Source organism: Frigoribacterium endophyticum, assembly GCF_011759585.1.
GTDB lineage: Bacteria > Actinomycetota > Actinomycetes > Actinomycetales > Microbacteriaceae > Frigoribacterium > Frigoribacterium endophyticum.
Genome location: NZ_JAAOYV010000001.1, coordinates 1,039,586 through 1,061,518 on the forward strand (window position 1 = coordinate 1,039,586; position 21,933 = coordinate 1,061,518).

Annotated in this window: 19 protein-coding genes and 3 tRNA genes; 14 read left to right on the top strand and 8 right to left on the bottom strand. The window is 72.4% G+C overall.

Going from position 1 to position 21,933, the window contains the following annotated elements:
* The 3 genes from FHR77_RS04845 to FHR77_RS04855 all read left to right on the top strand — a co-directional run bounded on the left by FHR77_RS04845 (window position 1) and on the right by FHR77_RS04855 (window position 2,167).
* Window positions 1-939 carry an ATP-binding cassette domain-containing protein gene (locus tag FHR77_RS04845; RefSeq protein ID WP_341777221.1) on the top strand — a complete coding sequence of 313 codons (939 nt, stop codon included), beginning with the start codon at window positions 1-3 and terminating at the stop codon, window positions 937-939.
* Complete coding sequence (locus FHR77_RS04850) at window positions 936-1,949, top strand: D-isomer specific 2-hydroxyacid dehydrogenase family protein (RefSeq protein ID WP_167259051.1); 1,014 nt, start codon at window positions 936-938, stop codon at window positions 1,947-1,949. The genes FHR77_RS04845 and FHR77_RS04850 overlap by 4 nt, the downstream gene beginning before the upstream one ends.
* A gap of 145 nt (window positions 1,950-2,094) precedes the next feature.
* Window positions 2,095-2,167, top strand: a tRNA-Asn gene (locus FHR77_RS04855).
* A gap of 122 nt (window positions 2,168-2,289) precedes the next feature.
* Here the strand turns inward: FHR77_RS04855 and def are convergent.
* Window positions 2,290-2,856, bottom strand: coding sequence for a peptide deformylase (def, locus tag FHR77_RS04860; protein WP_167259052.1), 567 nt, complete (start codon window positions 2,854-2,856; stop codon window positions 2,290-2,292).
* Between the two features lie 40 nt (window positions 2,857-2,896).
* On the opposite strand from def, the gene FHR77_RS04865 reads away from it, so the two are divergent.
* The 9 genes from FHR77_RS04865 to FHR77_RS04905 all read left to right on the top strand — a co-directional run bounded on the left by FHR77_RS04865 (window position 2,897) and on the right by FHR77_RS04905 (window position 11,736).
* Window positions 2,897-3,811 (top strand): DMT family transporter, encoded by a 915-nt coding sequence (locus FHR77_RS04865; RefSeq protein WP_341777222.1) that lies wholly within the window; start codon window positions 2,897-2,899, stop codon window positions 3,809-3,811.
* A gap of 133 nt (window positions 3,812-3,944) precedes the next feature.
* A complete protein-coding gene (locus FHR77_RS04870; RefSeq protein ID WP_341777223.1) occupies window positions 3,945-5,183 on the top strand; it encodes a glycosyltransferase in 1,239 nt (412 codons plus the stop codon).
* A gap of 29 nt (window positions 5,184-5,212) precedes the next feature.
* A tRNA-Ile gene (locus FHR77_RS04875) sits at window positions 5,213-5,286 on the top strand.
* Window positions 5,287-5,383: 97 nt separating this feature from the next.
* Complete coding sequence (locus FHR77_RS04880; RefSeq protein WP_056054298.1) at window positions 5,384-5,701, top strand: hypothetical protein; 318 nt, start codon at window positions 5,384-5,386, stop codon at window positions 5,699-5,701.
* A gap of 782 nt (window positions 5,702-6,483) precedes the next feature.
* Window positions 6,484-7,614 (top strand): LLM class flavin-dependent oxidoreductase, encoded by a 1,131-nt coding sequence (locus FHR77_RS04885; protein ID WP_167259053.1) that lies wholly within the window; start codon window positions 6,484-6,486, stop codon window positions 7,612-7,614.
* A gap of 91 nt (window positions 7,615-7,705) precedes the next feature.
* Complete coding sequence (locus FHR77_RS04890) at window positions 7,706-8,338, top strand: FMN reductase (RefSeq protein ID WP_056054301.1); 633 nt, start codon at window positions 7,706-7,708, stop codon at window positions 8,336-8,338.
* A gap of 101 nt (window positions 8,339-8,439) precedes the next feature.
* On the top strand, window positions 8,440-9,315 hold the full coding sequence (locus tag FHR77_RS04895) for a DUF1684 domain-containing protein (protein ID WP_167259054.1): 876 nt from the start codon (window positions 8,440-8,442) through the stop codon (window positions 9,313-9,315).
* A gap of 48 nt (window positions 9,316-9,363) precedes the next feature.
* Window positions 9,364-11,019: a bifunctional 3'-5' exonuclease/DNA polymerase gene (locus tag FHR77_RS04900; RefSeq protein ID WP_341777224.1), complete on the top strand. Its 1,656-nt coding sequence runs from the start codon at window positions 9,364-9,366 to the stop codon at window positions 11,017-11,019.
* Window positions 11,020-11,244: 225 nt separating this feature from the next.
* Entirely contained in the window at window positions 11,245-11,736 is a 492-nt protein-coding gene (locus FHR77_RS04905; protein WP_056054307.1) for a DUF3145 domain-containing protein, read from the top strand.
* Window positions 11,737-11,845: 109 nt separating this feature from the next.
* Here the strand turns inward: FHR77_RS04905 and fabF are convergent, their stop codons facing one another.
* From fabF to aceE, 6 genes are all read right to left on the bottom strand, one after another.
* The gene (gene fabF, locus FHR77_RS04910; RefSeq protein ID WP_056054310.1) at window positions 11,846-13,084 is read right to left on the bottom strand and encodes a beta-ketoacyl-ACP synthase II; all 1,239 of its coding nucleotides are present in this window, start codon (window positions 13,082-13,084) and stop codon (window positions 11,846-11,848) included.
* A 112-nt stretch (window positions 13,085-13,196) separates the two neighbouring features.
* Window positions 13,197-13,445 carry an acyl carrier protein gene (locus tag FHR77_RS04915; RefSeq protein ID WP_056054313.1) on the bottom strand — a complete coding sequence of 83 codons (249 nt, stop codon included), beginning with the start codon at window positions 13,443-13,445 and terminating at the stop codon, window positions 13,197-13,199.
* An 80-nt stretch (window positions 13,446-13,525) separates the two neighbouring features.
* Window positions 13,526-14,536 (bottom strand): beta-ketoacyl-ACP synthase III, encoded by a 1,011-nt coding sequence (locus FHR77_RS04920; RefSeq protein WP_167259055.1) that lies wholly within the window; start codon window positions 14,534-14,536, stop codon window positions 13,526-13,528.
* On the bottom strand, window positions 14,533-15,453 hold the full coding sequence (locus FHR77_RS04925; protein WP_167259056.1) for an acyltransferase domain-containing protein: 921 nt from the start codon (window positions 15,451-15,453) through the stop codon (window positions 14,533-14,535). Before FHR77_RS04925 ends, FHR77_RS04920 begins: the two co-directional genes overlap by 4 nt.
* A gap of 102 nt (window positions 15,454-15,555) precedes the next feature.
* On the bottom strand, window positions 15,556-16,767 hold the full coding sequence (locus FHR77_RS04930) for a PucR family transcriptional regulator (protein ID WP_167259057.1): 1,212 nt from the start codon (window positions 16,765-16,767) through the stop codon (window positions 15,556-15,558).
* Window positions 16,768-16,804: 37 nt separating this feature from the next.
* Window positions 16,805-19,549: a pyruvate dehydrogenase (acetyl-transferring), homodimeric type gene (aceE, locus tag FHR77_RS04935; protein ID WP_167259058.1), complete on the bottom strand. Its 2,745-nt coding sequence runs from the start codon at window positions 19,547-19,549 to the stop codon at window positions 16,805-16,807.
* A 273-nt stretch (window positions 19,550-19,822) separates the two neighbouring features.
* On the opposite strand from aceE, the gene FHR77_RS04940 reads away from it, so the two are divergent.
* Window positions 19,823-20,296 (top strand): peroxiredoxin, encoded by a 474-nt coding sequence (locus tag FHR77_RS04940; protein WP_056054326.1) that lies wholly within the window; start codon window positions 19,823-19,825, stop codon window positions 20,294-20,296.
* Between the two features lie 59 nt (window positions 20,297-20,355).
* Window positions 20,356-20,428 (top strand) — tRNA-Val (locus tag FHR77_RS04945).
* 188 nt (window positions 20,429-20,616) lie between these two features.
* On the opposite strand, the gene FHR77_RS04950 is transcribed toward FHR77_RS04945, so the two are convergent.
* Window positions 20,617-21,927, bottom strand: a complete 1,311-nt coding sequence (locus tag FHR77_RS04950; protein ID WP_208380403.1) for an ROK family protein — start codon at window positions 21,925-21,927, stop codon at window positions 20,617-20,619.
* Window positions 21,928-21,933 lie beyond the last annotated feature (6 nt).

Genomic DNA, 21,933 nt, shown 5'->3' on the forward strand with positions numbered 1-21,933 from the left:
GTGGCGGGGCTCGACCTCGACCTGTCGCGACCGGTCGCGACCGACGACCTCTCGCTCGAGTACCCGGCGCGCGCCGGCAGCCCCGCCCTGCGGGCGGTCGACGGCGTCACGCTCTCGGTGGCCCCCGGCGAGATCGTCGCGGTGCTCGGCGAGAGCGGCTCGGGCAAGTCCACCCTGGCCCTCGCCCTGGCCGGCCTCGTCGGGCGCGGCCGAGCGCCCGAGGGGCGGCCCCGCATCGTCGGCGGCGCCGCCCGCGTCTTCGGGCAGGACCTCCTGCGGGCGTCGCCGCGGCGTCGCGACCGGCTCACGGCCGTGGTCGGCTACCTCGCGCAGGACGACGGCGAGGCGCTCAGCCCCGACCTCACCGTGGGGGAGGCGATCGCGGAGCCGATCTACCTCCGTGACAAGCGGTTCGACCGACGGGAGGCCGGTCGTCTGACCTCGACGCTCGTCGACGCGGTGCACCTGCCGCTCAGCGTCATGCTCAAGCAGACGTGGGAGCTCAGCTCGGGCCAGCGGCAGCGCGTGGCGCTCGCGCGGTCGCTCGTGCTCGAGCCGAGCCTGCTCGTCGCCGACGAGCCCGCCCGCGGGGTCGACGTGCTCGTGCGCCAGGCCGTGCTCGACGTGATCAAGAACCTGCACGAGGACCGCCAGTTCTCGGCCGTCGTCGTCACCTCCTCGGTGGCCGAGGCGCGCGCCGTGACCGACCGGGTCGCAGTGATGCGCGGCGGCCGTCTCGTGGGCCACGGCCAGATCGACGAGGTGCTGCGTGACGGGGTCGACCCGTACGTGAAGGTGCTCGCGCAGACGTCGCCGATCGACGCCATCCGGCGGGGGTCGACCGGAACGGTCGGCTCGACCGGCCCGCTCGGCTCGGCCGGCCCGCGCGGCGAGGCCGAGGGCGACGCCGGGCAGACGGCCGGGGGAGACCCGCGATGACCGGCAGCGCTGACGTCCCGGTCGCCCGCGGGCACCGCTCCACCGACGTGGTCGCCGCCCTCCCCGCCGACCGCCGGCCCCGCCCGGGCGCCGTCACCGTGGCGCCGCGGGAGTCCCCGGTCTTCGTGGCCGCCGTCGAGGAGGCCGGGGGCACGCTCGTCCCGCTCGGCCCCGACACGCGCGGCCTGATCTGGCTGTCGTACCGTGACGTCGCCGGCCTCGACGCGGCACTCGCCGCCCATCCCGGCATCGAGTGGGTCCAGCTGCCCTGGGCCGGCGTCGACGCCTTCTCCGACGTGCTGGCCCGGCACGCCGACGCCCCCCGGCCCCTCTGGACGAGCGCGAAGGGCGCGTACTCCGAGCCGGTCGCCGAGCACGCCCTGATGCTCGTCCTCTCGCTGTTCCGGGTCGTGCCCTCGCGCGTCCAGGCCACCTCGTGGCAGACCGAGCAGCGAGGGGTCTCGCTGTACGGCCGACGGGTCGTCGTCGTGGGCGCCGGAGGGATCGCGCGCGAGCTGCTGCGGCTGCTCGCGCCCTTCGAGTGCCGCGTGACGGTGGTCCGCCGGTCGGCCGAGCCCGTGGCGGGCGCCGAGCGCACGGTCACCGTCGAGCAGCTCGACGAGGTGCTCCCCGACGCCGACGTCGTCGTGCTCGCGGCGGCCTCGACCGCCGAGACGGCGCGCCTCGTCGACGCCCGGCGGCTCGCGCTGCTCCCTCCGCGGGCCGTCCTGGTGAACGTCGCGCGCGGTGACCTCGTCGACACGGAGGCGCTGGTCGCCGCCCTGGACGACGAGCGTCTCTGGGGCGCCGGCCTCGACGTGACGTCGCCCGAGCCCCTGCCCGACGGGCACCCGCTCTGGGGCCACCCCCGGGCGATTGTGACGCCGCACCAGGCGGACACCCCCGAGATGACGGCGCCGCTGCTCGCCGGGCGCATCCGCCACAACGTGCGCGCCCTGGCCGGCGACGGCGACTTCGCGGGGGTCGTCGACCCGCGCGCCGGCTACTGAGGTCCGGTCCCACGGCCGCCCGCGGGCGGTGGGTGCAGGGGCCGCGGCGCGACGCGCCCGGCGCGCGCCCGGTGTTCATCCGGAGGTCAGATGTGCGCTACAGTTGGACCCGCTGTTGAGAACTCAGGTTCGCAGCAGTTGCCATTCCTCGATAGCTCAATTGGCAGAGCAGCCGGCTGTTAACCGGCAGGTTCTTGGTTCGAGTCCAAGTCGGGGAGCGAAGGCCCAGCGGCTCCACCCGCTGGGCCTTTTCACGTTCTGGGGGAGCGACGGCCCAGCGGCTCCGCCCGCTGGGCCTCCTCACGTCCTCGGGGAGCGACGAGGCCCGAGGCCGCGCCGATCAGTCGTCGAGGTGGTCGACGCCCGGCAGCCAGGTCTTGCCGGGCACGCCCCAGCTCGCGCGCTTCACGGCCTTGGCGGCAGCCTTGTGGAACGGGTGCTCGAGACGGTCGGCGTAGAGCACGCCGTCGAGGTGGTCGTACTCGTGCTGGAAGATGCGGGCGAGCCAGCCGACCGCCTCGATCTCGAACGGCTGCCCGTCGAGGTCGGTGGCCCGGAGCAGCACGCTGTCGGCACGGCGCAGCGGGAAGCGCTCGCCCGGGATCGACAGGCAGCCCTCCGACTCGCCCTCGTCGTCGAGCGGCTCGATCGTCAGCGGGCTCTGCCAGAGGGTCGGGTTGATCGCGACGCCGCGCTGGTCGCCTCCGTCGTCGTCGATCCACGACCAGACGAACAGGCGGAGGCCCACGCCCACCTGCGGGCCGGCCAGGCCGACCCCGGGAGCGGCGTCCATGGTCTCGAACATGTCGGCGACGAGCGTGCGCAGCTCGTCGTCGATGTCGAGCACCTCGGAGGCGCGGTGGTGGAGGACGGGATCACCCGTGATCGAGATGGGACGTACGGCCATTCGTCCAGACTATCGACGACGCGCCCGCTACCGTGGTCGCGTGAGCGCTGACCTCGGGGACCTGACCGCCCAGGTCTCGCTGACCCCGTACCAGGCGCTCGGCATCCCGCTCGCCCTCGTCGGCGCGGTCTTCCTGTCGATCGGCGCGCAGCTGCAGAGCCGGGGGGTGGCGAAGGTCGAGCACCGGCTCGGCGCGGCGCACAGCGGCATGTCGGTGCGCCAGGTCCTCGCCCTGCTCGGGCGGCCCTCGTGGGTGATGGGGACGGCCATGCTGGGCCTCGCGATCGTCTTCCAGCTCACCAGCCTGAAGATCGCGCCCCTCCTCGTCGTGCAGCCGCTCGGCGCCGTCGCGCTCGTCGTCACGGCCCTCGTCAACGCCCGGGTGACGGGGCGTCGGCTGACCGGCCGGGTCAAGCGCTCGATCGCGATCTGCGTGGGCGGCATCGGGCTGTTCGCGACCGTCGCCGCCTTCACCGCCACGGAGAGCCCGATCACGACCCCGCAGCTCGTCACGGTGCTCGTGCTGCTGCTCTTGGTGGGGGCCCTGCTCGGAGGGGCGTTCGTGCTCCTGCGCCGTCGCCGCAGCGCGCTGTTCTACATCATCGGCGCCGGGGTGCTCTACGGCTTCGTGGCGACGCTCGCCAAGGTCGTCCTGAACAGGATCACGGCGGGGGAGTTCGACTGGCTCAGCGTGGTCTGCCTCGTGATGCTCCTCGCCGCCGGGGCCCTGGGCGGGTACTTCGTGCAGAACGCCTACTCGTCGGGCTCGCCCGACCTCGTCATCGCCGGCCTCACGGTGGTCGACCCGATCATCGCCGTCACGATCGGCATCGTCGTGCTGGGGGAGGCCGCGACCGCGCCCGCCGTCGCCGTCGTGCTCTTCCTGCTCGCCGGCGCGGTCGCCGTCTACGGCGTGTTCCAGCTGGCCAAATACCAGCCCGTGAAGAAGACCTGAGCTAGCGTGGCCACGCCGTGTCGGGAGCGGGCCGTCGACCGGGCGCGCGCCTCCTCGGCACGACCCGCGCCTCCTCGCCTCACCTGACCACCGTTCGACCTGACCACCGAGCCTCACGAAGGACGCCCGAGACGTGACCGACGCCCCCGATCCCGCCGCGCCGACCCGCCCGGAGGCCGCCTCCGACGCCCGCCTCACCGTGCTGATCGCCGCCGACACCTTTCCGCCCGACGTCAACGGCGCGGCCAACTTCGCCGAGCGCCTCGCCGTCGGGCTCGCCGACCGTGGCCACGACGTGCACGTGCTGGCCCCGGCGGCGACTCGTCGGCACGGCACGTTCCTGGAGCAGCACGCCGGCACGACCCTCACCGTCCACCGCCTGTACTCCACGCGCTGGCCGCTGCACGACTGGCTGCGCTTCGCGACCCCGTGGCGGGCGCAGCGCAACGCCGAGCGCGTGATCGAGCAGGTGAAGCCCGACGTCGTCCACATCCAGTCGCACATCGTCATCGGCCGCGCCGTCGTGCGCGTCGCGAACCGCCTCGGCATCCGCGCCGTCGCGACGAACCACTTCATGCCCGAGAACCTCCTCGAGCACACCGGGCTGCCTCAGGGGCTCCGGGCCACCGCCGTCGCGCTGGCGTGGAAGGACGCGAGCTCGACGTTCCGCCGCGTCGAGGCCATCACGACGCCGACGCAGGCCGCCGCGGACTTCCTCGAACAGGCCGTCGACGTGCACGGCGTGCTCGCCGTCTCGTGCGGCATCGACGCGGCCGACTACACCGCCAGGACGGACCGCCCGGCCGAGAACCGGATCGTGTTCGTCGGCCGGGTCACCGCCGAGAAGCAGATCGACGTGCTGCTGCGGGCCGTGACCCAGCTCGACCCTGCCCTCGGCGCCACGCTGACGATCGTCGGCGGGGGCGACCTGATGAAGCAGCTGCAGCAGCTGACCGTCGAGCTGGGCCTCTCCGACCGGGTGACCTTCGCGGGGTACCTCTCCGACCACGACCTGCGGCAGACGCTCACGGACGCCACGGTGTTCGCGATGCCCTCGATCGCCGAGCTGCAGAGCATCGCCAGCCTCGAGGCGATGGCGTCGGGCCTGCCCATCGTCGTCGCCGACGCGATGGCGCTGCCGCACCTCGTGACGGAGGGCGTCAACGGGCACCTCTTCCGGCCCGGCGACAGCCGAGACCTCGCGGCGAAGCTGACCCGGGTGCTGACCCTCCCCGACGACGACTACCTCGCGATGCGGCGGGCCAGCCTGCGGGTCATCCAGGGGCACGACATCCAGCGCACGCTGAGCGTGTTCGAGGGGCTGTATCGTGGTCAGCCGGTGGCACCCACCACCGAGGTCGACCCGGCCTGACCCGCCTCGGCGGCCCGACGGGTCGGCGGGGGGCGGTAGCTCAGCCGGTTAGAGCAGTCGACTCATAATCGATCGGTCACGGGTTCAAGTCCCGTCCGCCCTACTGGTGTCGCGTACGGTGCGTCGTCGTGCGCCGCGTCTCGCGTCTCGCGTCTCGCGCCTCGCGCCTCGCGCTGAGGTGCCTGTGGCACGATGTGCGCATGTTCACGAGGCGACCGCGCGACCTGCAGTCCGACGACGACGGCCCCGCGGCCGGCCCGGCCCGCATGGGCATCGGGGCGCAGGTGTACGTGCTCGACTCCGACGAGGACGCCGCGTCGCCCTTCCCCTACGGCCCGACCGGCGTCGTGCTGCGGGCCGGTGGCTCGGCCTGGCAGGGCGTCTCCGCCATCGGCGGGTCCGCCCGCACCTGGTGGGTCGAGTTCGACTCGCCGCAGATCGACCGTGACGGCGACGGGCCCGTCGAGCGTGCCCAGGTCGCCGAGCGCTTCCTCCGCCTCGCGCCCCCGCTGGCCTGACCCGCTCCTCCCTCTCCTCGTCCCGCTCTGGCGCCCCGTCCGCACCGGAGGGCAGCGCCCTTCCCTCCGGCGTCCCCCGGGCCCCGACGGGGCCCCTCGACCGACCCCCTCGACCGGGCCCCTCGACCGGCCCCCTCCCCGTCCGAGCGCCCGCCTACCGTCTCGTCTGCCGCCCCCGGCCTGTCGGCAACTCCTGCTCCGGGTCCCGGAGCTGCCCCGTCGGCCGGGAGGGGCGCGCCTGAGCAGGAGTTGCCGACACGCCTGGGCGAATCGAGTCCGCCCCGGAGCCCCGGGTGCGCGACGGCCCGTGTCTCCGCCCACCGCGACTCCTCGCAGGTCTCGGGATCGCCGCCCTCGGTCGGCAACTCCTGCCCTGCGCTGCGCGGAGCGGGTGGAGTCGCGGTGTCGGAGGCAGGGAGCAGGAGTTGCCGACACGGTGTGAGCAGGAATTGCCGACACGATGGGAAGGAGAGGGCGCGCCCGGCGATGGCGAGACGGCCAGGTCGGGTTGGGTGCGGTCGCTCGCTCGCGGCTGTCACATGACCCCTCGTGCTCGGTCGGCAACTCCTGCCCTGTGCTGCGCGGAGCGGGTGGAGTCGCGGTGTCGGAGGCAGGGAGCAGGAGTTGCCGACAGGGGGGCGATGGGCACGGGGCTCGGGGCAGGTGCCGGTGACGCGGTCGACGGAGAGAGGAGAGAGGTTCGCGGGGCGGGAATGCCGAGGGGGAGGCGCGCGTTCGGACAACTACATGCAAACGCATGCAGTTGAGCTAGGGTGGACACCATGCAGCTAGGGATCTTCAGCGTCGGCGACATCACGACCGACCCGACCACGGGGCGGACCCCGACCGATCACGAGCGCCTCGAGGCGATGGTCACCATCGCCAAGAAGGCGGAGGAGGTCGGCCTCGACGTCTACGCCGCCGGCGAGCACCACAACCCGCCCTTCGTGAACTCCAGCCCGACGACCCTCCTCGCCTGGATCGCCGCGCAGACCGAGACGATCACCCTCAGCACCTCGACCACGCTCATCACGACGAACGACCCGGTCAAGATCGCGGAGGACTTCGCGACCCTCCAGCACCTCACGAACGGCCGCGTCGACCTGACCCTCGGCCGCGGCAACACCGGCCCGGTCTACCCCTGGTTCGGCAAGGACATCCGCCAGGGCATCAACCTCGCGATCGAGAACTACGCGCTGCTGCGCCGGCTCTGGACGGAGGACGTGGTCGACTGGAAGGGGCACTTCCGGACGCCCCTGCAGGGCTTCACCGCGACTCCCCGGCCTCTCGACGGCGTCGCGCCGTTCGTGTGGCACGGCTCCATCCGCAGCCCCGAGATCGCCGAGCAGGCCGCGTACTACGGCGACGGCTTCTTCGCCAACCACATCTTCTGGCCCGCCTCGCACACGAAGCAGATGGTCGAGCTCTACCGCACCCGCTTCGAGCACCACGGCCACGGCCGCGCCGACCAGGCGATCGTGGGCCTCGGCGGTCAGGTCTTCCTGGGGAAGAACTCGCAGGACGCCAAGGCCGCGTTCCGCCCCTACTTCGACCAGGCCCCCGTCTACGGCCACGGGCCGAGCCTCGAGGACTTCACCCGGCAGACGCCCCTCACGGTCGGCAGCCCGCAGGAGGTCATCGACCGCACCCTCGGCTTCCGCGAGTACGTCGGCGACTACCAGCGCCAGCTGTTCCTGATGGACCACGCCGGGCTGCCGCTGAAGACCGTGCTCGAGCAGCTCGACATCCTCGGCGAGGAGGTCGTCCCGGTGCTGCGCGCCGAGTTCGACGCCCGGCGGGCCCCCGGCGTGCCCGAGGCGCCCACCCACGCCTCGCGGGTGGCCGCGGCCGACGCCGCCGCGCTCGACGCGCAGGCGCTCCGTGAGGCCGACCCCGTCGCCACCGCGCGCTGAGCGCCGGCCGGAGCCCCGGCACGCACCAGCACCAGCACGCACCAGCACCAGCACGCACCAGCATCAGCACCACAGACAGGAGCACCACCCCGTGAGCACCAAGACCGTCGTCGTCGTCAGCGCCGGGCTCAGCCAGCCCTCCTCCACGCGGCTGCTCGCCGACCGCCTCGCCGAGGCGACCGCCCGTGAGCTGCTCGCCGGCGGGACGCCCGCCCGCGTCGAGGTCGTCGAGCTGCGCGACCTGGCGCACGAGATCACCGACGCCCTGCTCACGGGGTTCGCTCCGGAGGCGCTGGCCGCGGCCCTGGAGCAGGTCGCGCGGGCAGACGGCCTGATCGCCGTCACTCCTGTGTTCACCGCGTCGTACAGCGGCCTGTTCAAGTCGTTCTTCGACGTGCTCGACAAGGACGCCCTGAGCGGGACCCCGGTGCTGCTCGGGGCGACCGCGGGCACGGCGCGCCACTCGCTCGTGCTCGACCACGCGCTCCGGCCGCTGTTCTCGTACCTGCGGGCGGTCGTGTCGCCGACGGCCGTCTTCGCCGCCTCGGAGGACTGGGGCGGGGGAGACGAGACGACGACGGGCCTGCCTGAGCGCGTCAGCCGCGCCGCCGGCGAGTTCGCCGCCCTCGTCGCCCGCCACGACACCGAGCGCGACGACCCGTTCGCCGACGTCGTGCCGTTCGCCGAGCAGCTGCGCCGCCTCGGCGGTGACACGACGCCGTAGCCCGCCGCGCCGCGGCACGGCCCTCCGCGCCGCGCCGCAGCACGACGCGGGGCATGATCGGACGCCGCGCACGGTTCACCCCGACAGACCCAGGAGGACCCATGGCCGACGCCACGCCCCGAACGCCCGACCCCACGCCCCGCACTCCCGACGCCGCCTCGGCGGCCGCCGAGCTCGAGCGCTTCCGCGCTCTCCGGCACGCCCACGTCGTCGGCGCCCGCGGCCCGCTCGCCCTCGTGAACACGCAGTGGGTCGACTCGCCCCAGCCGATCTGGGGCGTGCCGGGCACGTGGGAGCCGACCTCCGCGGGCGTCTCCGGTCTGCGGGTGACGGCCGCCGCCTCCGACGGGATCGTGGTCGACGGCGACCTCGTCGACGGCTCGGTGCTGGTCTCGGGGGACGACGCGATCACCCCGAGCAGCGTGCGGTTCTCCGACACCGTCACCGGCACCGTGGTCGCGAACGACGACCGCACGAGCTGGGCGCTCCGCGTCTGGGACGCCGCGTCGCCCGACATCGGCCGCTTCGGCGAGATCGACGCGTTCCCCCACGACCCGGCCTGGGTCGTCACCGCCGAGTTCGTCCGCAGCGAGGAGGGGGCGGAGGTCGACATCCGCCACCAGGCCGACCTCGAGCTGAGCCGGCCGAAGCCGCTGCCGGGCGTCATCCGCGTCACCCTGGGCGGCGTCGAGCACGAGCTGGTCGCGTTCCCGGCCGGGCAGGGCGACCGCCTCCAGCTCGTCTTCTCCGACGGCACGACCGGCGACAGCACCTACTCCGTCGGCCGCTTCCTCTTCCCGACGCCGTCCGACGACGGCACGATCGTGCTCGACTTCAACCGGGCGGTGCTGCCGCCCTGCGCCTTCAGCTACGCGTTCAACTGCCCGGTGCCGCCGCCGCAGAACCGGCTCACGGTCGCGGTCGAGGCGGGCGAGAAGACCGTGCTCGACACGGCCGGGGCCCCGCTGCACGAGTAGCGCAGGGGCGCGGCCGGGCGGGCCCCCGTCAGGTGGCAAGATCGACGGGTGTTCATCCTCGTCCGCCGTCTCGACGACGGCGACGTCGAGCTGACGCCGTGGAGCCGCGAGGCCCCGGGCGCCCCGCTCGCTCCCGGTCCCTCCCGCACGATCGCCGACGGCGAGCTCGCCGAGGTGGTCAGGAGGCGCGAGGCCGACCCCGAGGTCGCGTCGCGGCCCCGCTGGGTCTGGGACGACACCCCGCGGTGGTACCCGCGCCTCCTCGAGGCCGGCGTCCGCGTCGCCCGCTGCGTCGACCTGCGCCTGTGCCACGCCCTGCTGCGTGCCTCGACCGCCACCGTCGGCTCCGAGCTGCACGGGGCCCCTCGGGGGCCGTGGGACGTGCCCCAGGCGAGCGAGTCCCCGCGGGACGGGCTCTTCGACGTCCTGCCCGAGTCCCTCCCCGACCCCGCGGCCGAGTTCGCCCGTCAGCGTGCGGCGATCGAGGCCGCCGCGGGGCGGGGCAGGCTCGAGCTGCTGACGGCCGCCGAGTCGACGGGGGCCCTGATCGCCGTCGAGATGCGTCACCGCGGCGTGCCCTGGTCGCCCGTCGTGCACGACCGGCTGCTGACCGAGATCCTCGGGCCGCGGCCCGCGCCGGGCGAGCGCCCGAGCCGCATGCGCGCCGACCTCGCCGAGGTGCGCGAGGCGCTCGGGGCGCCCGACCTCAACCCCGACTCGCCCGCCGAGCTCGTCCGGGCTCTGCAAGGCGCCGGCGTCATGGCCGCGTCGACGAGCAAGTGGGAGCTCGAGCGGCACGACCACCCCGTCGTCGAGCCCCTGCTGCGGTACAAGAAGAAGCAGCGGCTGCTCGTCGCGAACGGCTGGGCCTGGCTCGACGCGTGGGTGCACGACGGCCGCTTCCGCCCCGACTACGTGCCGGGCGGGGTCGTGACCGGGCGCTGGGCGACGAGCGGGGGAGGCGCGCTGCAGCTGCCGAGGGCGGTGCGCGCCGCCGTCGTGGCCGACCCGGGCTGGTCGCTCGTCGTGGCCGACGCCTCGCAGCTCGAGCCGCGCATCCTCACCGGCCTCAGCGGCGACCGGGCGATGGCCGCCGCGGGGGAGGGCGACCTCTACGAGGGCATCGTCGCGAGCGGTGCCGTCGCGAGCCGCGCCGAGGCGAAGGTCGCGATGCTCGGCGCCATGTACGGTGCGACCCAGGGCGAGAGCGGGCGCCTCGTGCCCCGGCTGGCACGGAGATTCCCCCAGGCGATGCAGTTCGTCGAGGACGCGGCGCGGACGGGCGAGGCGGGCGGCGTGGTCAGCACGCTCCTCGGCCGCACCTCGCCCTCGTCGGCCGACGGCGCCGACGAGCTGCCGCCCGAGATGCCCCGCGCCGCGGTCGACCGCGACGCGCGCTCGTGGGGCCGATTCACGCGCAACTTCGTCGTCCAGGGCACCGCCGCGGAGTGGGCGCTGTGCTGGATGGGCGCGCTGCGCTCCCGGGTGCACGACCGCTGGGGCCACCTCGGCGACGGCGCTCCGCACCTCGTCTTCTTCCTCCACGACGAGGTCGTGCTGCAGGCACCGCGGGAGGCGGCGGCGGAGGTCGCCGAGATCGTCACGGAGGCCGCGGCGGAGGCCGGGCGCCTCCTCTTCGGCTCGGCGCCGGTGCGGTTCCCGCTCACAGTGGCGGTCGTCGACGACTACTCGCAGGCCAAGTGACGGGCCGGCCCGCGGCGCGCGCCTCGTCCGCCCACGCCGACGCGCCCGGGCGCACAGCTGTTACACGGTTGTGATGCACGGGCGGCATCTGCGATGATCTCCCCAGCGGGCTCGCCCGCGCACAACTGAACACGCACGAGAGCAACGATCGCAGCCGAGCTGCACCGTTCGAGAGGTCGATGGGGAAGTCGCACCTGACCGAATGGAGGAATCGTGGCTGCTGCAATGGCTCGGGGAGTGCTCTACGTGCATTCATCCCCTCGTGCACTGTGCCCACACGTGGAGTGGGCGGTCGGTCGTGCCCTCGGGCACGCCGTCAACTTCGCGTGGGTCGACCAGCCCGTGCTGAAGGGCTCCCAGCGCACCGAGTTCTCCTGGCAGGGAGACGAGGGCGCGGGTGCCCGCATCGCCTCTGCCCTCCGGGGCTGGGAGCACCTCCGCTACGAGGTGACGGAGGACCCGGGCGCCGAGAACGACGGCGGGCGGTGGATGCACTCGCCCGACCTCGGCGTGTTCTTCGCCCAGACCGACACCGCGGGCAACACGGTCGTCCCCGAGGACCGCATCCGGTACGCCATGGATATCGCGGGCTCGAACGCGCTCGAGCTGCACCGCGAGCTCCGGCTCGCGCTCGGGCAGGCGTGGGACGACGAGCTCGAGCCGTTCCGCCACAGCGGCGAGGGCAACCCCGTCGTGTGGCTGCACAAGGTGGGCTGACCGCTCGGCCGACCCGCGCCTCCCGGGTCACGTGACGAAGGCCGGCACCCTCGCGGGTGCCGGCCTTCGTCGTGCTCGCTGCGACGCGTCGAGGCGCGTCGCGCCGTGGTCAGACCGAGCGGAACGCGATGACCGCGTTGTGGCCTCCGAAGCCGAACGAGTTGCTGATCGCGACGATCTGGCCGTCGGGGAGGCGACGCGGCTCGCCGAGCACGACGTCGAGGTCGATCTCGTCGTCCATCTGCGTGACGTTGATCGTCGGGGGAGCGATCTTCTCCTGCAGCGCCTTGACGGTGAAGACCGCCTCGATCGCGCCGGCCCCGCCGAGGAGGTGCCCGGTCGCGGCCTTCGTGGCCGACACGACGAGCTTGGAGGTGTGGTCGCCGAAGACGCGCTTGATGGCGCGGTACTCGGCGATGTCGCCCACCGGCGTGCTCGTGGCGTGCGCGTTGACGTGCACGACCTGCTCGCGCTCGACGCCGGCGGCCTCGAGCGTGGCGACGACGGCACGAGCCGCTCCGGAGCCCTCGGGGTCGGGGGCGGTGATGTGGTACGAGTCGCTGGTCACGTCGCCGCCGATCAGCTCGGCGTAGATCTTGGCGCCGCGGGCGAGCGCGTGCTCCTCGGTCTCGAGGACGAGCGCCGCGCCTCCCTCGCCCAGGACGAAGCCGTCGCGGGTGACGTCGTACGGGCGCGAGGCGGTCGCCGGGTCGTCGTTGCGCTTCGAGAGGGCCTGCATGGCCGCGAACGACGCGAGCGGCATGGGGTGGATCGCCGCCTCGGAGCCGCCCGCGATGATGATGTCGGCGAGGCCCTGCTGCAGGTGCGAGTACGCGTTGGCGATGGACTCGGTGCTGGAGGCGCAGGCCGACACGACGGTGCGGGCGCCGGCCCGGGCGCCGAGGCCCATCGAGATGGCCGCGGCGGGGCCGTTGGGCATGAGCATCGGGACGGTCATGGGCAGGACCCGGCGGGGGCCCTTCTCGCGGAGGGTGTCCCAGGCGTCGAGGAGGGTCCAGACGCCGCCGATGCCGGTGGCCCAGTCGACGCCGAAGCGCTCGGGGACGACCTCGGGGGAGCCCGCGTCGGCCCAGGCCTCGCGCGCCGCCGTGAGGGCGAACTGGCTGGAGGGGTCGAGCCGCTTCGTCTCGCGGCGGTCGAGCACGTCGGCCGAGGGCGTCCGCGCCTGGCCAGCGATGGTGACGGGCAGCTCGTACTTGGCGACCCAGTCCTGCTCGAGGGTCGTGATGCCGGACTGGCCGGCGAGGAGGTTGGCCCAGCTGTCGACGGCGGTGCCGCCGAGGGGCGAGGTCGCACCGATGCCGGTGACGACGATCTTCTTGGTCATGACGGTTCTCCCTGGAGTGGCGCTGTCGCCCGGCCGTGCGGGGGCGCGACGGAGAGCGGCGGAACGGGTGCGCCCGGCCGGCCCCTGCGGGCCGGGCCGGGCCGCGACGTCGTTAGTCCTGCGCCTTGGTGATGAAGGTGACGGCGTCGCCGACGGTCTTGAGGTTCTTGACCTCTTCGTCGGGGATCTTCACGTCGAACTTCTCTTCTGCGTTGACGACGATCGTCATCATCGAGATGGAGTCGATGTCCAGGTCGTCGGTGAACGACTTGTCCATCTCGACGGTGTCGGTCGCGATGCCCGTCTCGTCGTTGACGAGCTCGGCCAGGCCGGCGAGGACTTCTTCGGTGGACAGTGCCATGGTGTTGTTCTCCTTGAGGGGGTGTCGTGGTGACCGAGGTAGAGCCTATACAGGCGGGGGCGAGGGGGAGGCGCGGCGCGCTACGGCAGGACGACGACCTGGGCGCCGAACACGAGGCCCGCGCCGAAGCCGATCTGCAGCGACAGGCCGCCGCTGAGCTCGGGGTGCTCCTCGAGCAGGCGGTGCGTCGCGAGCGGGATGCTGGCGGCCGAGGTGTTGCCGGTGGTCGCGATGTCGCGGCCGATCACGACGGTGTCGGGCAGCCCGAGCTGCTTGGCGAACTCGTCGATGATGCGCATGTTGGCCTGGTGCGGCACGAAGGCGGCGAGCTGGTCGCTCGTGACGCCGGCCCGCTCGAGGGCGAGCTTCGCGACCTTGACCATCTCCCAGACGGCCCAGCGGAACACCGTGGGGCCCTCCTGGCGGAGCGTCGGCCAGGCGACCTCACCGGCGCCCTCGCGGTACTCCTGCATGGTCGACGTCATGCCGATCGCGTCCCACTTGCTGCCGTCGGAGCCCCAGACGGTCGGTGAGATGCCGACCGTGTCGCTCGGGCCGACGATCGCCGCGCCCGCGCCGTCGGCGAGGAGGAACGAGATCGTGCGGTCGGTCGGGTCGATGATGTCGCTGAGCTTCTCGGCGCCGACGACGAGCACGTGCTCGGCGAGGCCGCTGCGCACGAACGAGTCGGCCTGGGCGATGCCGTAGGCGTAGCCGGCGCAGGCGGCGCTGATGTCGTACGCCGCGGCGGGGTTCGCGCCGATGCGCTCGGCGAGCAGGGTGGCGACGGAGGGCGTCGCCACGCCGCCGCTGACGGTCGAGACGAGCACGACCCCGATCTGGTCGGGGCGGATGCCGGCGCGCTCGATCGCCTGGCGGGCGGCCGTCTCGGCGAGGTCGACGACGTGGACGTCCTTCGAGGCGCGGACCCGGGTGATCACGCCGGTGCGCTGCTGGATCCACTCGTCGGAGGAGTTGATCGGCTCGATGATGTCGGCGTTGGGCACGACGTTCTCGCCGCGGGCGGCGCCGAGCGAGAGGATGCGCGTGTACGCCGCACCGGTGGTCTGGTTCATCTGGGGGGTGGTCATGCTGCTCCCTCGAGGAGGTCGACGGCGGCCTGGAGGTCGTCGGGGGTCTTGACGGCGACGCTGGGGACGCCGCGGAGGGCGCGCTTGGCGAGCCCGGTCAGGGCGCCGGCCGGCGCGAGCTCGACGATGCCGGTCACGCCCTCCGCCGCGAACGACTCCATCGTGGCGTCCCAGCGGACGGGCGAGGCCACCTGACCCACGAGCAGCTCGACGAAGCGGGGGCCCGAAGTGACGACGGTGCCGTCGTGGTTGGTCCAGAGGCGGAGCGTCGGGTCGGCGGGCGTCACCGAGGAGGCGGCGGTGCGGAGGGCCTCGACGGCCGGCTCCATGAAGCGCGTGTGGAACGCGCCGGCCACCTGCAGCGGGACGACCCGGGCCCTGGCGGGGGGCTGCTCGGCGAGGGCCGCGAGGCCGGCCAGCTCACCCGCGACGACGATCTGTCCGCCGCCGTTGTAGTTGGCGGGCGACAGGCCCAGCTCGGCGAGGCGGGCAGTGAGCTCGTCGGCGTCCCCGCCGAGCACGGCGCTCATGCCGGTCTCGACCTGGGCCGCGGCGGCGGCCATGGCGCGCCCGCGCTCGGCGACGAGGCGGACGGCCTCCTCGTCGGTGAGGACGCCGCTGACCGCTGCTGCGGTGAACTCGCCCACGGAGTGGCCGGCGACGCCGCCGACCCGGCCGCGGTCGACGCGGGCGAAGAGGGCGTGCGCCGTCAGCAGGCCGGCGGCGACGATGAGCGGCTGCGCCACCGCGGTGTCGCGGATGGTGTCGGCGTCGGAGGTCGTGCCGTGCGCGACCAGGTCGAGGCCGGAGGCCGTGCTCAGCGTCTCGAGGAGGCCGCGGCTCTCCGGGTCGGCGAGCCAGGGGGCGAGGAAGCCGGGGGACTGGGAGCCCTGCCCGGGCGCTACGACAACGATCACTGCTCCATCATGCCCTCGACACCGTGGGCCGTGGTGTAGCAACTCGACCAAAGATCGCGACGAGCCTTGTCGATCTCCACGAGGCGCCGCCTCCGGCACGCGTCAGCGGCGACGCGTGACCGGGGCGTCGTGGTCGGCGATCGAGCCGAGGATGAGCGCGCTCTGGAGGATGAGGGCCTCCCGGGCGCCGGTGGCGTCCCAGCCGATGACGTCGGAGACGCGCTTGAGGCGGTAGCGCACGGTGTTCGGGTGCACGAAGAGCTCGCGGGCCGTCGCCTCGAGCGAGCGCCCGTTGTCGAGGTAGCACCAGAGGGTGGTCAGGAGCTCGGTGGAGTGGTTCTTGAGCGGCTTGTAGACGCGGTTGACGAGGGTCGACCGGGCGACGGGGTCGCCGGCGAGGGCCCGCTCGGGCAGGAGGTCGTCGGCCAGGACAGGGCGGGGTGCGGCACGCCACGACCGCGCCACGGCGAAGCCGGCGAGGGCTGCCTTGGCGCTCTTGGACGCATCGACGAGGCTCAGCACCTCGTGGCCGAGGACGAGGTGCCCGTCGCCGAACCCGGGCTCGAGAGCCGAGGCGATCTCCGTGAACGACGTGCGGCGGTCGGGGGCGGCCGTCTCGCCGTCCGTGTCGGAGACGACCTGCTCGGCGCGGCCGATGACGAGGACGAGCCTGCTGCCCTGCACGCCGATGAGCACGTCGGCCTCGAGGTGCCGGGCCGTGCGCCGGAGCATGTCGACGTCGAGCATCCGCGGGGCGGTGCCGACGAGGACGGAGACCTCGCCGTGCCCGTGCCAGCCGAGCGCGGCGATGCGGCTCGGCAGCTCGTCGTCGTACTCGCCGCTGAGGATGGAGTCGACGACGAGGGCCTCGAGACGGGCGTCCCAGAGGCCGCGTGCCTCCGCGGCCCGCGCGTAGACGTCGGCGGAGGCGAACGCGATCTCACGCGAGTAGAGCAGGATCGCCTCGCGGAGGGAGTCGTCGCCGTCCTTGACCCGCTCCTCGACGACCTCGACCGTCACGCGGATCAGCTGCAGGGTCTGCTGCAGGCTGACGCTCCGGAGCAGCTCGCGCGGAGCTGCCCCGAAGACGTCGGCGGCGATCCAGGGCGTCGACTGGGGGTTGTCGAACCAGCTGATGAACGACGTGATGCCGGCCTGGGCGACGAGCCCCACAGCGGAGCGCCGCCCGGGCGGCATGTCGCCGTACCAGGGCAGGGTCTCCTCCAGGCGTTTGATCGTCGCCGTCGACAGCTCGCCCGAGACCGTCCGCAGCCACGCGAGCGTGCGCTCCTTCGTGGCGGCGGACGGTTCCATGGGCGAGTGCGACACCCGCTCAGCGCTCACGTCGCGGTCAGCTCTCCCCGCCGGCGCTGCCGCTGGTGCCGGCCGTCACGTCGTGCAGCCGGTAGCGGTCGATCGCCTGCTGGACGACGCTCGGGTCGACCTCGCCGCGGCGGGCCAGGGCCTGCAGCGTGCGGACGACCATCGACGGGCCGTCGATCTTGAAGAACCGACGGGCCGCGGCGCGCGTGTCGGAGAAGCCGAAGCCGTCGGCACCGAGCGTCAGGTAGTCGCCGGGCACGAACTCGCGGATCTGGTCGGGCACGGCGGCCATGAAGTCGCTGGTGGCGATGAACGGGCCCTCGCTGCCCCGGAGCTTCTCCGTGACGTAGGGGGTGCGCTGCTCGGCGCCGGGGTTGAGGAAGTTGTGCTCCTCGGCGGCGAGGCCCTCGCGGCGCAGCTCGTTCCAGGAGGTGACGCTCCAGACGTCGGCCGCGACGTTCCAGTCGTCGGCCAGCAGCTGCTGCGCCTCCAGGGCCCACGGCACGCCCACGCCGGACGCGAGCAGCTGGGCGCGCGGGCCCAGGTTGTCGGCGCCCTTGAGCTTGTAGATGCCGTGCAGCAGCCCGTCGACGTCGAGGTCGTCGGGCTCGGCGGGCTGGGCCATCGGCTCGTTGTAGACGGTGATGTAGTACATGACGTTCGGGTCGGAGTGGGCCGGCGAGCCGTCCTCCGTCGTGCCGTACATGCGGTCCATGCCCGCCTTGACGATGTGGCCGAGCTCGTAGCCGAACGCGGGGTCGTACGAGACGACGGCCGGGTTCGTCGAGGCGAGCAGGAGCGAGTGGCCGTCCGCGTGCTGCAGGCCCTCGCCGGTCAGCGTCGTGCGGCCCGCGGTGGCGCCGATGATGAAGCCGCGTGCCATCTGGTCACCGGCGGCCCACATGGCGTCGCCGGTGCGCTGGAACCCGAACATCGAGTAGAAGACGTAGACCGGGATGAGCGGCTCGCCCTGGGTCGAGTACGAGGTACCGACGGCCGTGAAGGCCGCGAAGGCGCCGGCCTCGTTGATGCCGACGTGCAGCAGCTGTCCCTGGGGGCTCTCCTTGTAGGCGAGGAGGAGTTCACGGTCGACCGACGTGTAGTGCTGGCCGTTCGGGTTGTAGATCTTGGACGTCGGGAAGTAGGCGTCCATGCCGAAGGTGCGCGCTTCGTCCGGGATGATCGGGACGATGCGGTGGCCGAAGTCGGGTGAGCGCAGGAGGTCCTTCAGGAGGCGCGCGAAGGCCATCGTCGTGGCGACCTCCTGCTTGCCGGAGCCCTTCTTGACGACGTCGTACGACTTCTGCTCGGGCACGGCGACCTGCGTGTACTTCGAGCGGCGCTCGGGCACGTAGCCGCCGAGCGCGCGACGGCGCTCGTGGAGGTACTGGATCGCCTCGTCGCCGTCACCGGGGTGGTAGTACGGCGGCTGGTAGGGGTTCTCGTCGAGCTGCGCGTCGGAGACCGGGATGCGCATCTCGTCACGGAACTGCTTGAGGTTGTCGAGCGTCAGCTTCTTCATCTGGTGGGTCGCGTTGCGCCCCTCGAACGACGGGCCGAGGCCGTAGCCCTTGACCGTCTTCGCCAGGATGACGGTCGGCTGGCCCTTGTGCTCGGAGGCCGCCTTGAACGCCGCGTAGACCTTGCGGTAGTCGTGGCCGCCGCGCTTGAGGTTCCAGACCTGGTCGTCGGTGAAGTCCTTGATGAGCTCCAGGGCGCGGGGGTCGCGGCCGAAGAAGTTCTCCCGGACGTAGGCGCCGCTCTCGGCTTTGTACGTCTGGAAGTCGCCGTCGGGCGTCGTGTTCATGAGGTTGAGCAGGGCGCCCTCGGTGTCGCGGGCGAGCAGGTCGTCCCACTCGCGGCCCCAGACGACCTTGATGACGTTCCAGCCGGCACCGCGGAAGAAGCTCTCGAGCTCCTGGATGATCTTGCCGTTGCCGCGGACGGGGCCGTCGAGGCGCTGCAGGTTGCAGTTGATGACGAAGTTGAGGTTGTCGAGCCCCTCGTTCGCGGCGACCTGGAGCTGGCCGCGGCTCTCGACCTCGTCCATCTCGCCGTCGCCGAGGAAGGCCCAGACCTGCTGGTCGGAGGCGTCCTTGACGCCGCGGTTCGTGAGGTACTTGGCGACCTGGGCCTGGTAGATCGCGTTAATCGGGCCGAGGCCCATCGACACGGTCGGGAACTGCCAGAACGACGGCATGAGGCGGGGGTGCGGGTAGGAGCTGAGGCCGCCGGTGTGGTGCGACTTCTCTTGACGGAAGCCGTCGAGCTGCTCAGTGCCGAGGCGCCCCTCGAGGTAGGCGCGGGCGTACATGCCGGGGGAGGCGTGGCCCTGGAAGAAGATCTGGTCGCCGCCGCCGGGGGCGTCCTGACCGCGGAAGAAGTGGTTGTAGCCGACCTCGTACAGCGCGGCGGAGGAGGCGTAGGTGGAGATGTGGCCGCCGACGGAGATGCCGGGGCGCTGGGCACGGTGCACGGTGACGGCGGCGTTCCAGCGGATCCAGCGACGGTACCGGCGCTCGAGGTCTTCATCGCCGGGGAACTCGGGCTCGTCCTCCGGGGCGATCGTGTTGACGTAGTCCGTCTTCGGGACCATCGGGACCCCGAGGTGCAGCTCGCTCGACCGCGTCAGCAGGCTCTTCATGATCTCGCGCGCGCGCTCGTGGCCCTGCGTCGCGACGAGGGAGTCGAGCGACTCCCGCCACTCGGCGGTCTCTTCCGGATCGCGATCGGCCTTGTCGACCGTGTACGGATCCTGGTCGTTTACCGTCACCCTTGACCTCTATCACTCGTGGTTGACATCAGCTGCCACCCGTCTCGGGCAGGCAGACGCCAGGGCTGACACGGCCGGGTAACGGCAGTCGTCGGCGTCTGACTGGTCGAGTCTAGTTGCCTCCGCCGACGGAGGCTCGGCAGCCGCTGGGAGGCGTCGGGAGCCGGCCGTCGGCACGCCGCGGGCGAACGGCCTTGCGGCCGCGCGCCTCCGGCGTAGTATCGACGATCGTGTCATCGCCGGCCGACCGTGCCGACGAGGGAGGAACGCGCAATGGCTCTGGAGAACGATATCCAGGCACCTGACTTCGACCTGCCGAACCAGTTCGGCGAGCACGTCCGGCTCTCGGACTTCCGGGGCGTCAAGCCCGTGGCGCTGGTCTTCTTCCCGCTTGCCTTCTCGAGCACCTGCACCGCCGAGCTGTGCACGCTGCGCGACAACCTGTCGATGTTCCAGGACCACCGCGTCGAGCTGATCGGCATCTCCGTCGACTCGAAGGCGACGCTGCGGGCGTTCGCCGAGGACGAGGGCTACGACTTCACGATGCTCGCCGACTTCTGGCCCCACGGCGAGGTCTCGAAGGAGTACGGCGTGTTCCTCGACCACAAGGGCTTCGCGACGCGCGCCACCTTCCTCATCGACGTCGACGGCGTGATCCGCGAGCACTTCGTCACCGAGCCCGGCCAGGCCCGCTCGATCGACGACTACCGCACGGCCCTCGACGCGCTGGTGCCCGTCCCCGCCTGACGCGACGGGCCCCGGCCTCGGCCGCGGTAGCATCGTCCCGCCGCGCACCCGCGGTGCAGGGGCCTTTAGCTCAGTTGGTAGAGCGCCACGTTTACACCGTGGATGTCGTCGGTTCGAGCCCGGCAGGGCCCACTCTAGAAATTGCCGGTCAGAAGCCAGTCTTTGCGAAAGCAATGCCTTTTATACCGTTCGACAAGTATTCTCGTGTCGGTGTGGTGTTGGTGCTGGACGATCCACTGTCCTACGTCGTGGACGCCAATCGCATCTTGCTTGGGAGGACCCTCGCTCAGATCGTGGGTCTGGCTCCGGGGTTCCGCTGGTCAGTTCGGCTGAATGAGCTGCGGGCCGTGTCCTGGAGAGACAGAGCTCTGCAAGACCAGCGCTGCTGCTCCGATCGCGGCTGAGTCTCTCGGGTTGGTGGCCAACTCGACTCGGACGTCGTGCGACTGCCGAGCGAAGGCGCTCTCCATGAGACGTTCTCGGACGGCCCGGGCGTACACGGAACCCGCGACCGCGATGCTCGGACCGGAGAGCACGAGCCGGTCGACGTCGAGGACGTTGACGAACGACACGACGGCGGCGGCGAGATAGCGCGCGGACGTGGCGATCAAGCTCTCGGCGACAGGGTGCCCGCCCACAGCGGCGCGAGCCAGACGGTCGAAGTCTTGGGCAACGGTGTGATCCTCGAAGGCGAGTCCGAGGCCGGTCAAGCGTCCTGACTGCTCACGGGCTTGGAGCAGGACGGCGGCGGGCGCCGCATAACGTTCCACGCATCCTCGGTTGCCGCAGAAGCATGGCTCGCCGTCGAGGTCGACCGACGTGTGCCCGAGCTCGCCGGCGTTCGAGCTCGCACCGCGGTACAAGGCCCCGTCGATGATGATGCCGGCGCCGAGGCCCGTGCCCATGTAGATGCCGGCGAAGGTCTCGGTGCGGGGGACACGACGCGTCCAGAACTCGCCCACGGCCGCGGCCGCGGCGTCGTTGTCGATCAGGACGGGGACGTCGAGGCGTTCCGAGAGCCTGTCGCGGAGCGAGAAGCCCTCCCACCTGCGGAGCGTCGGCGAGCGGAGGATGGCACCGTGGTCGGCCGACAGCGGGCCGGGTGCGACCACGGCGACACCAGCGATCGACGCCCGCGAGATGCCAGCGGCGTCGACGAAGGCGTCGAACTGCGCCACGAGGCGCTCGGTCACCTCGTCCGGCGAGTCGAGCGACGCACCGTCCACGAGCTGCCGAGCAACGATCCCCCCTCCCGCACCCGTCGCCACGAAGGTCATCGACTCGAAACCGAGCTGGACGCCCACCGCGTAGAGGGCCCCAGGATTGATCTCGATGAGGGTCCGAGGCTTGCCGCCGCCCGAGGCCACCCGACCGCTTTCTCGCACGATGCCCTCGACGAGCAGCTTGCGGACGATGTTGGAGATGCTGGGCTGGGTCAGGCCGGTCGTCTCGGTCAGCTCGACCCTGCTGATGGGGCCGGACGAGCGGATGACATCGACGACGAGTGCCCTGCTGCCCGGCCCGGACGCGGAGGACTCGGGTCTGGCCACGTCGTCCTCCGCACCTCGGGCGAGCCCTGGTGTGGTGCTGGCCCGCGTCGGTGACACGATAGCGGTCACGAGAGAGCGCACGGCACC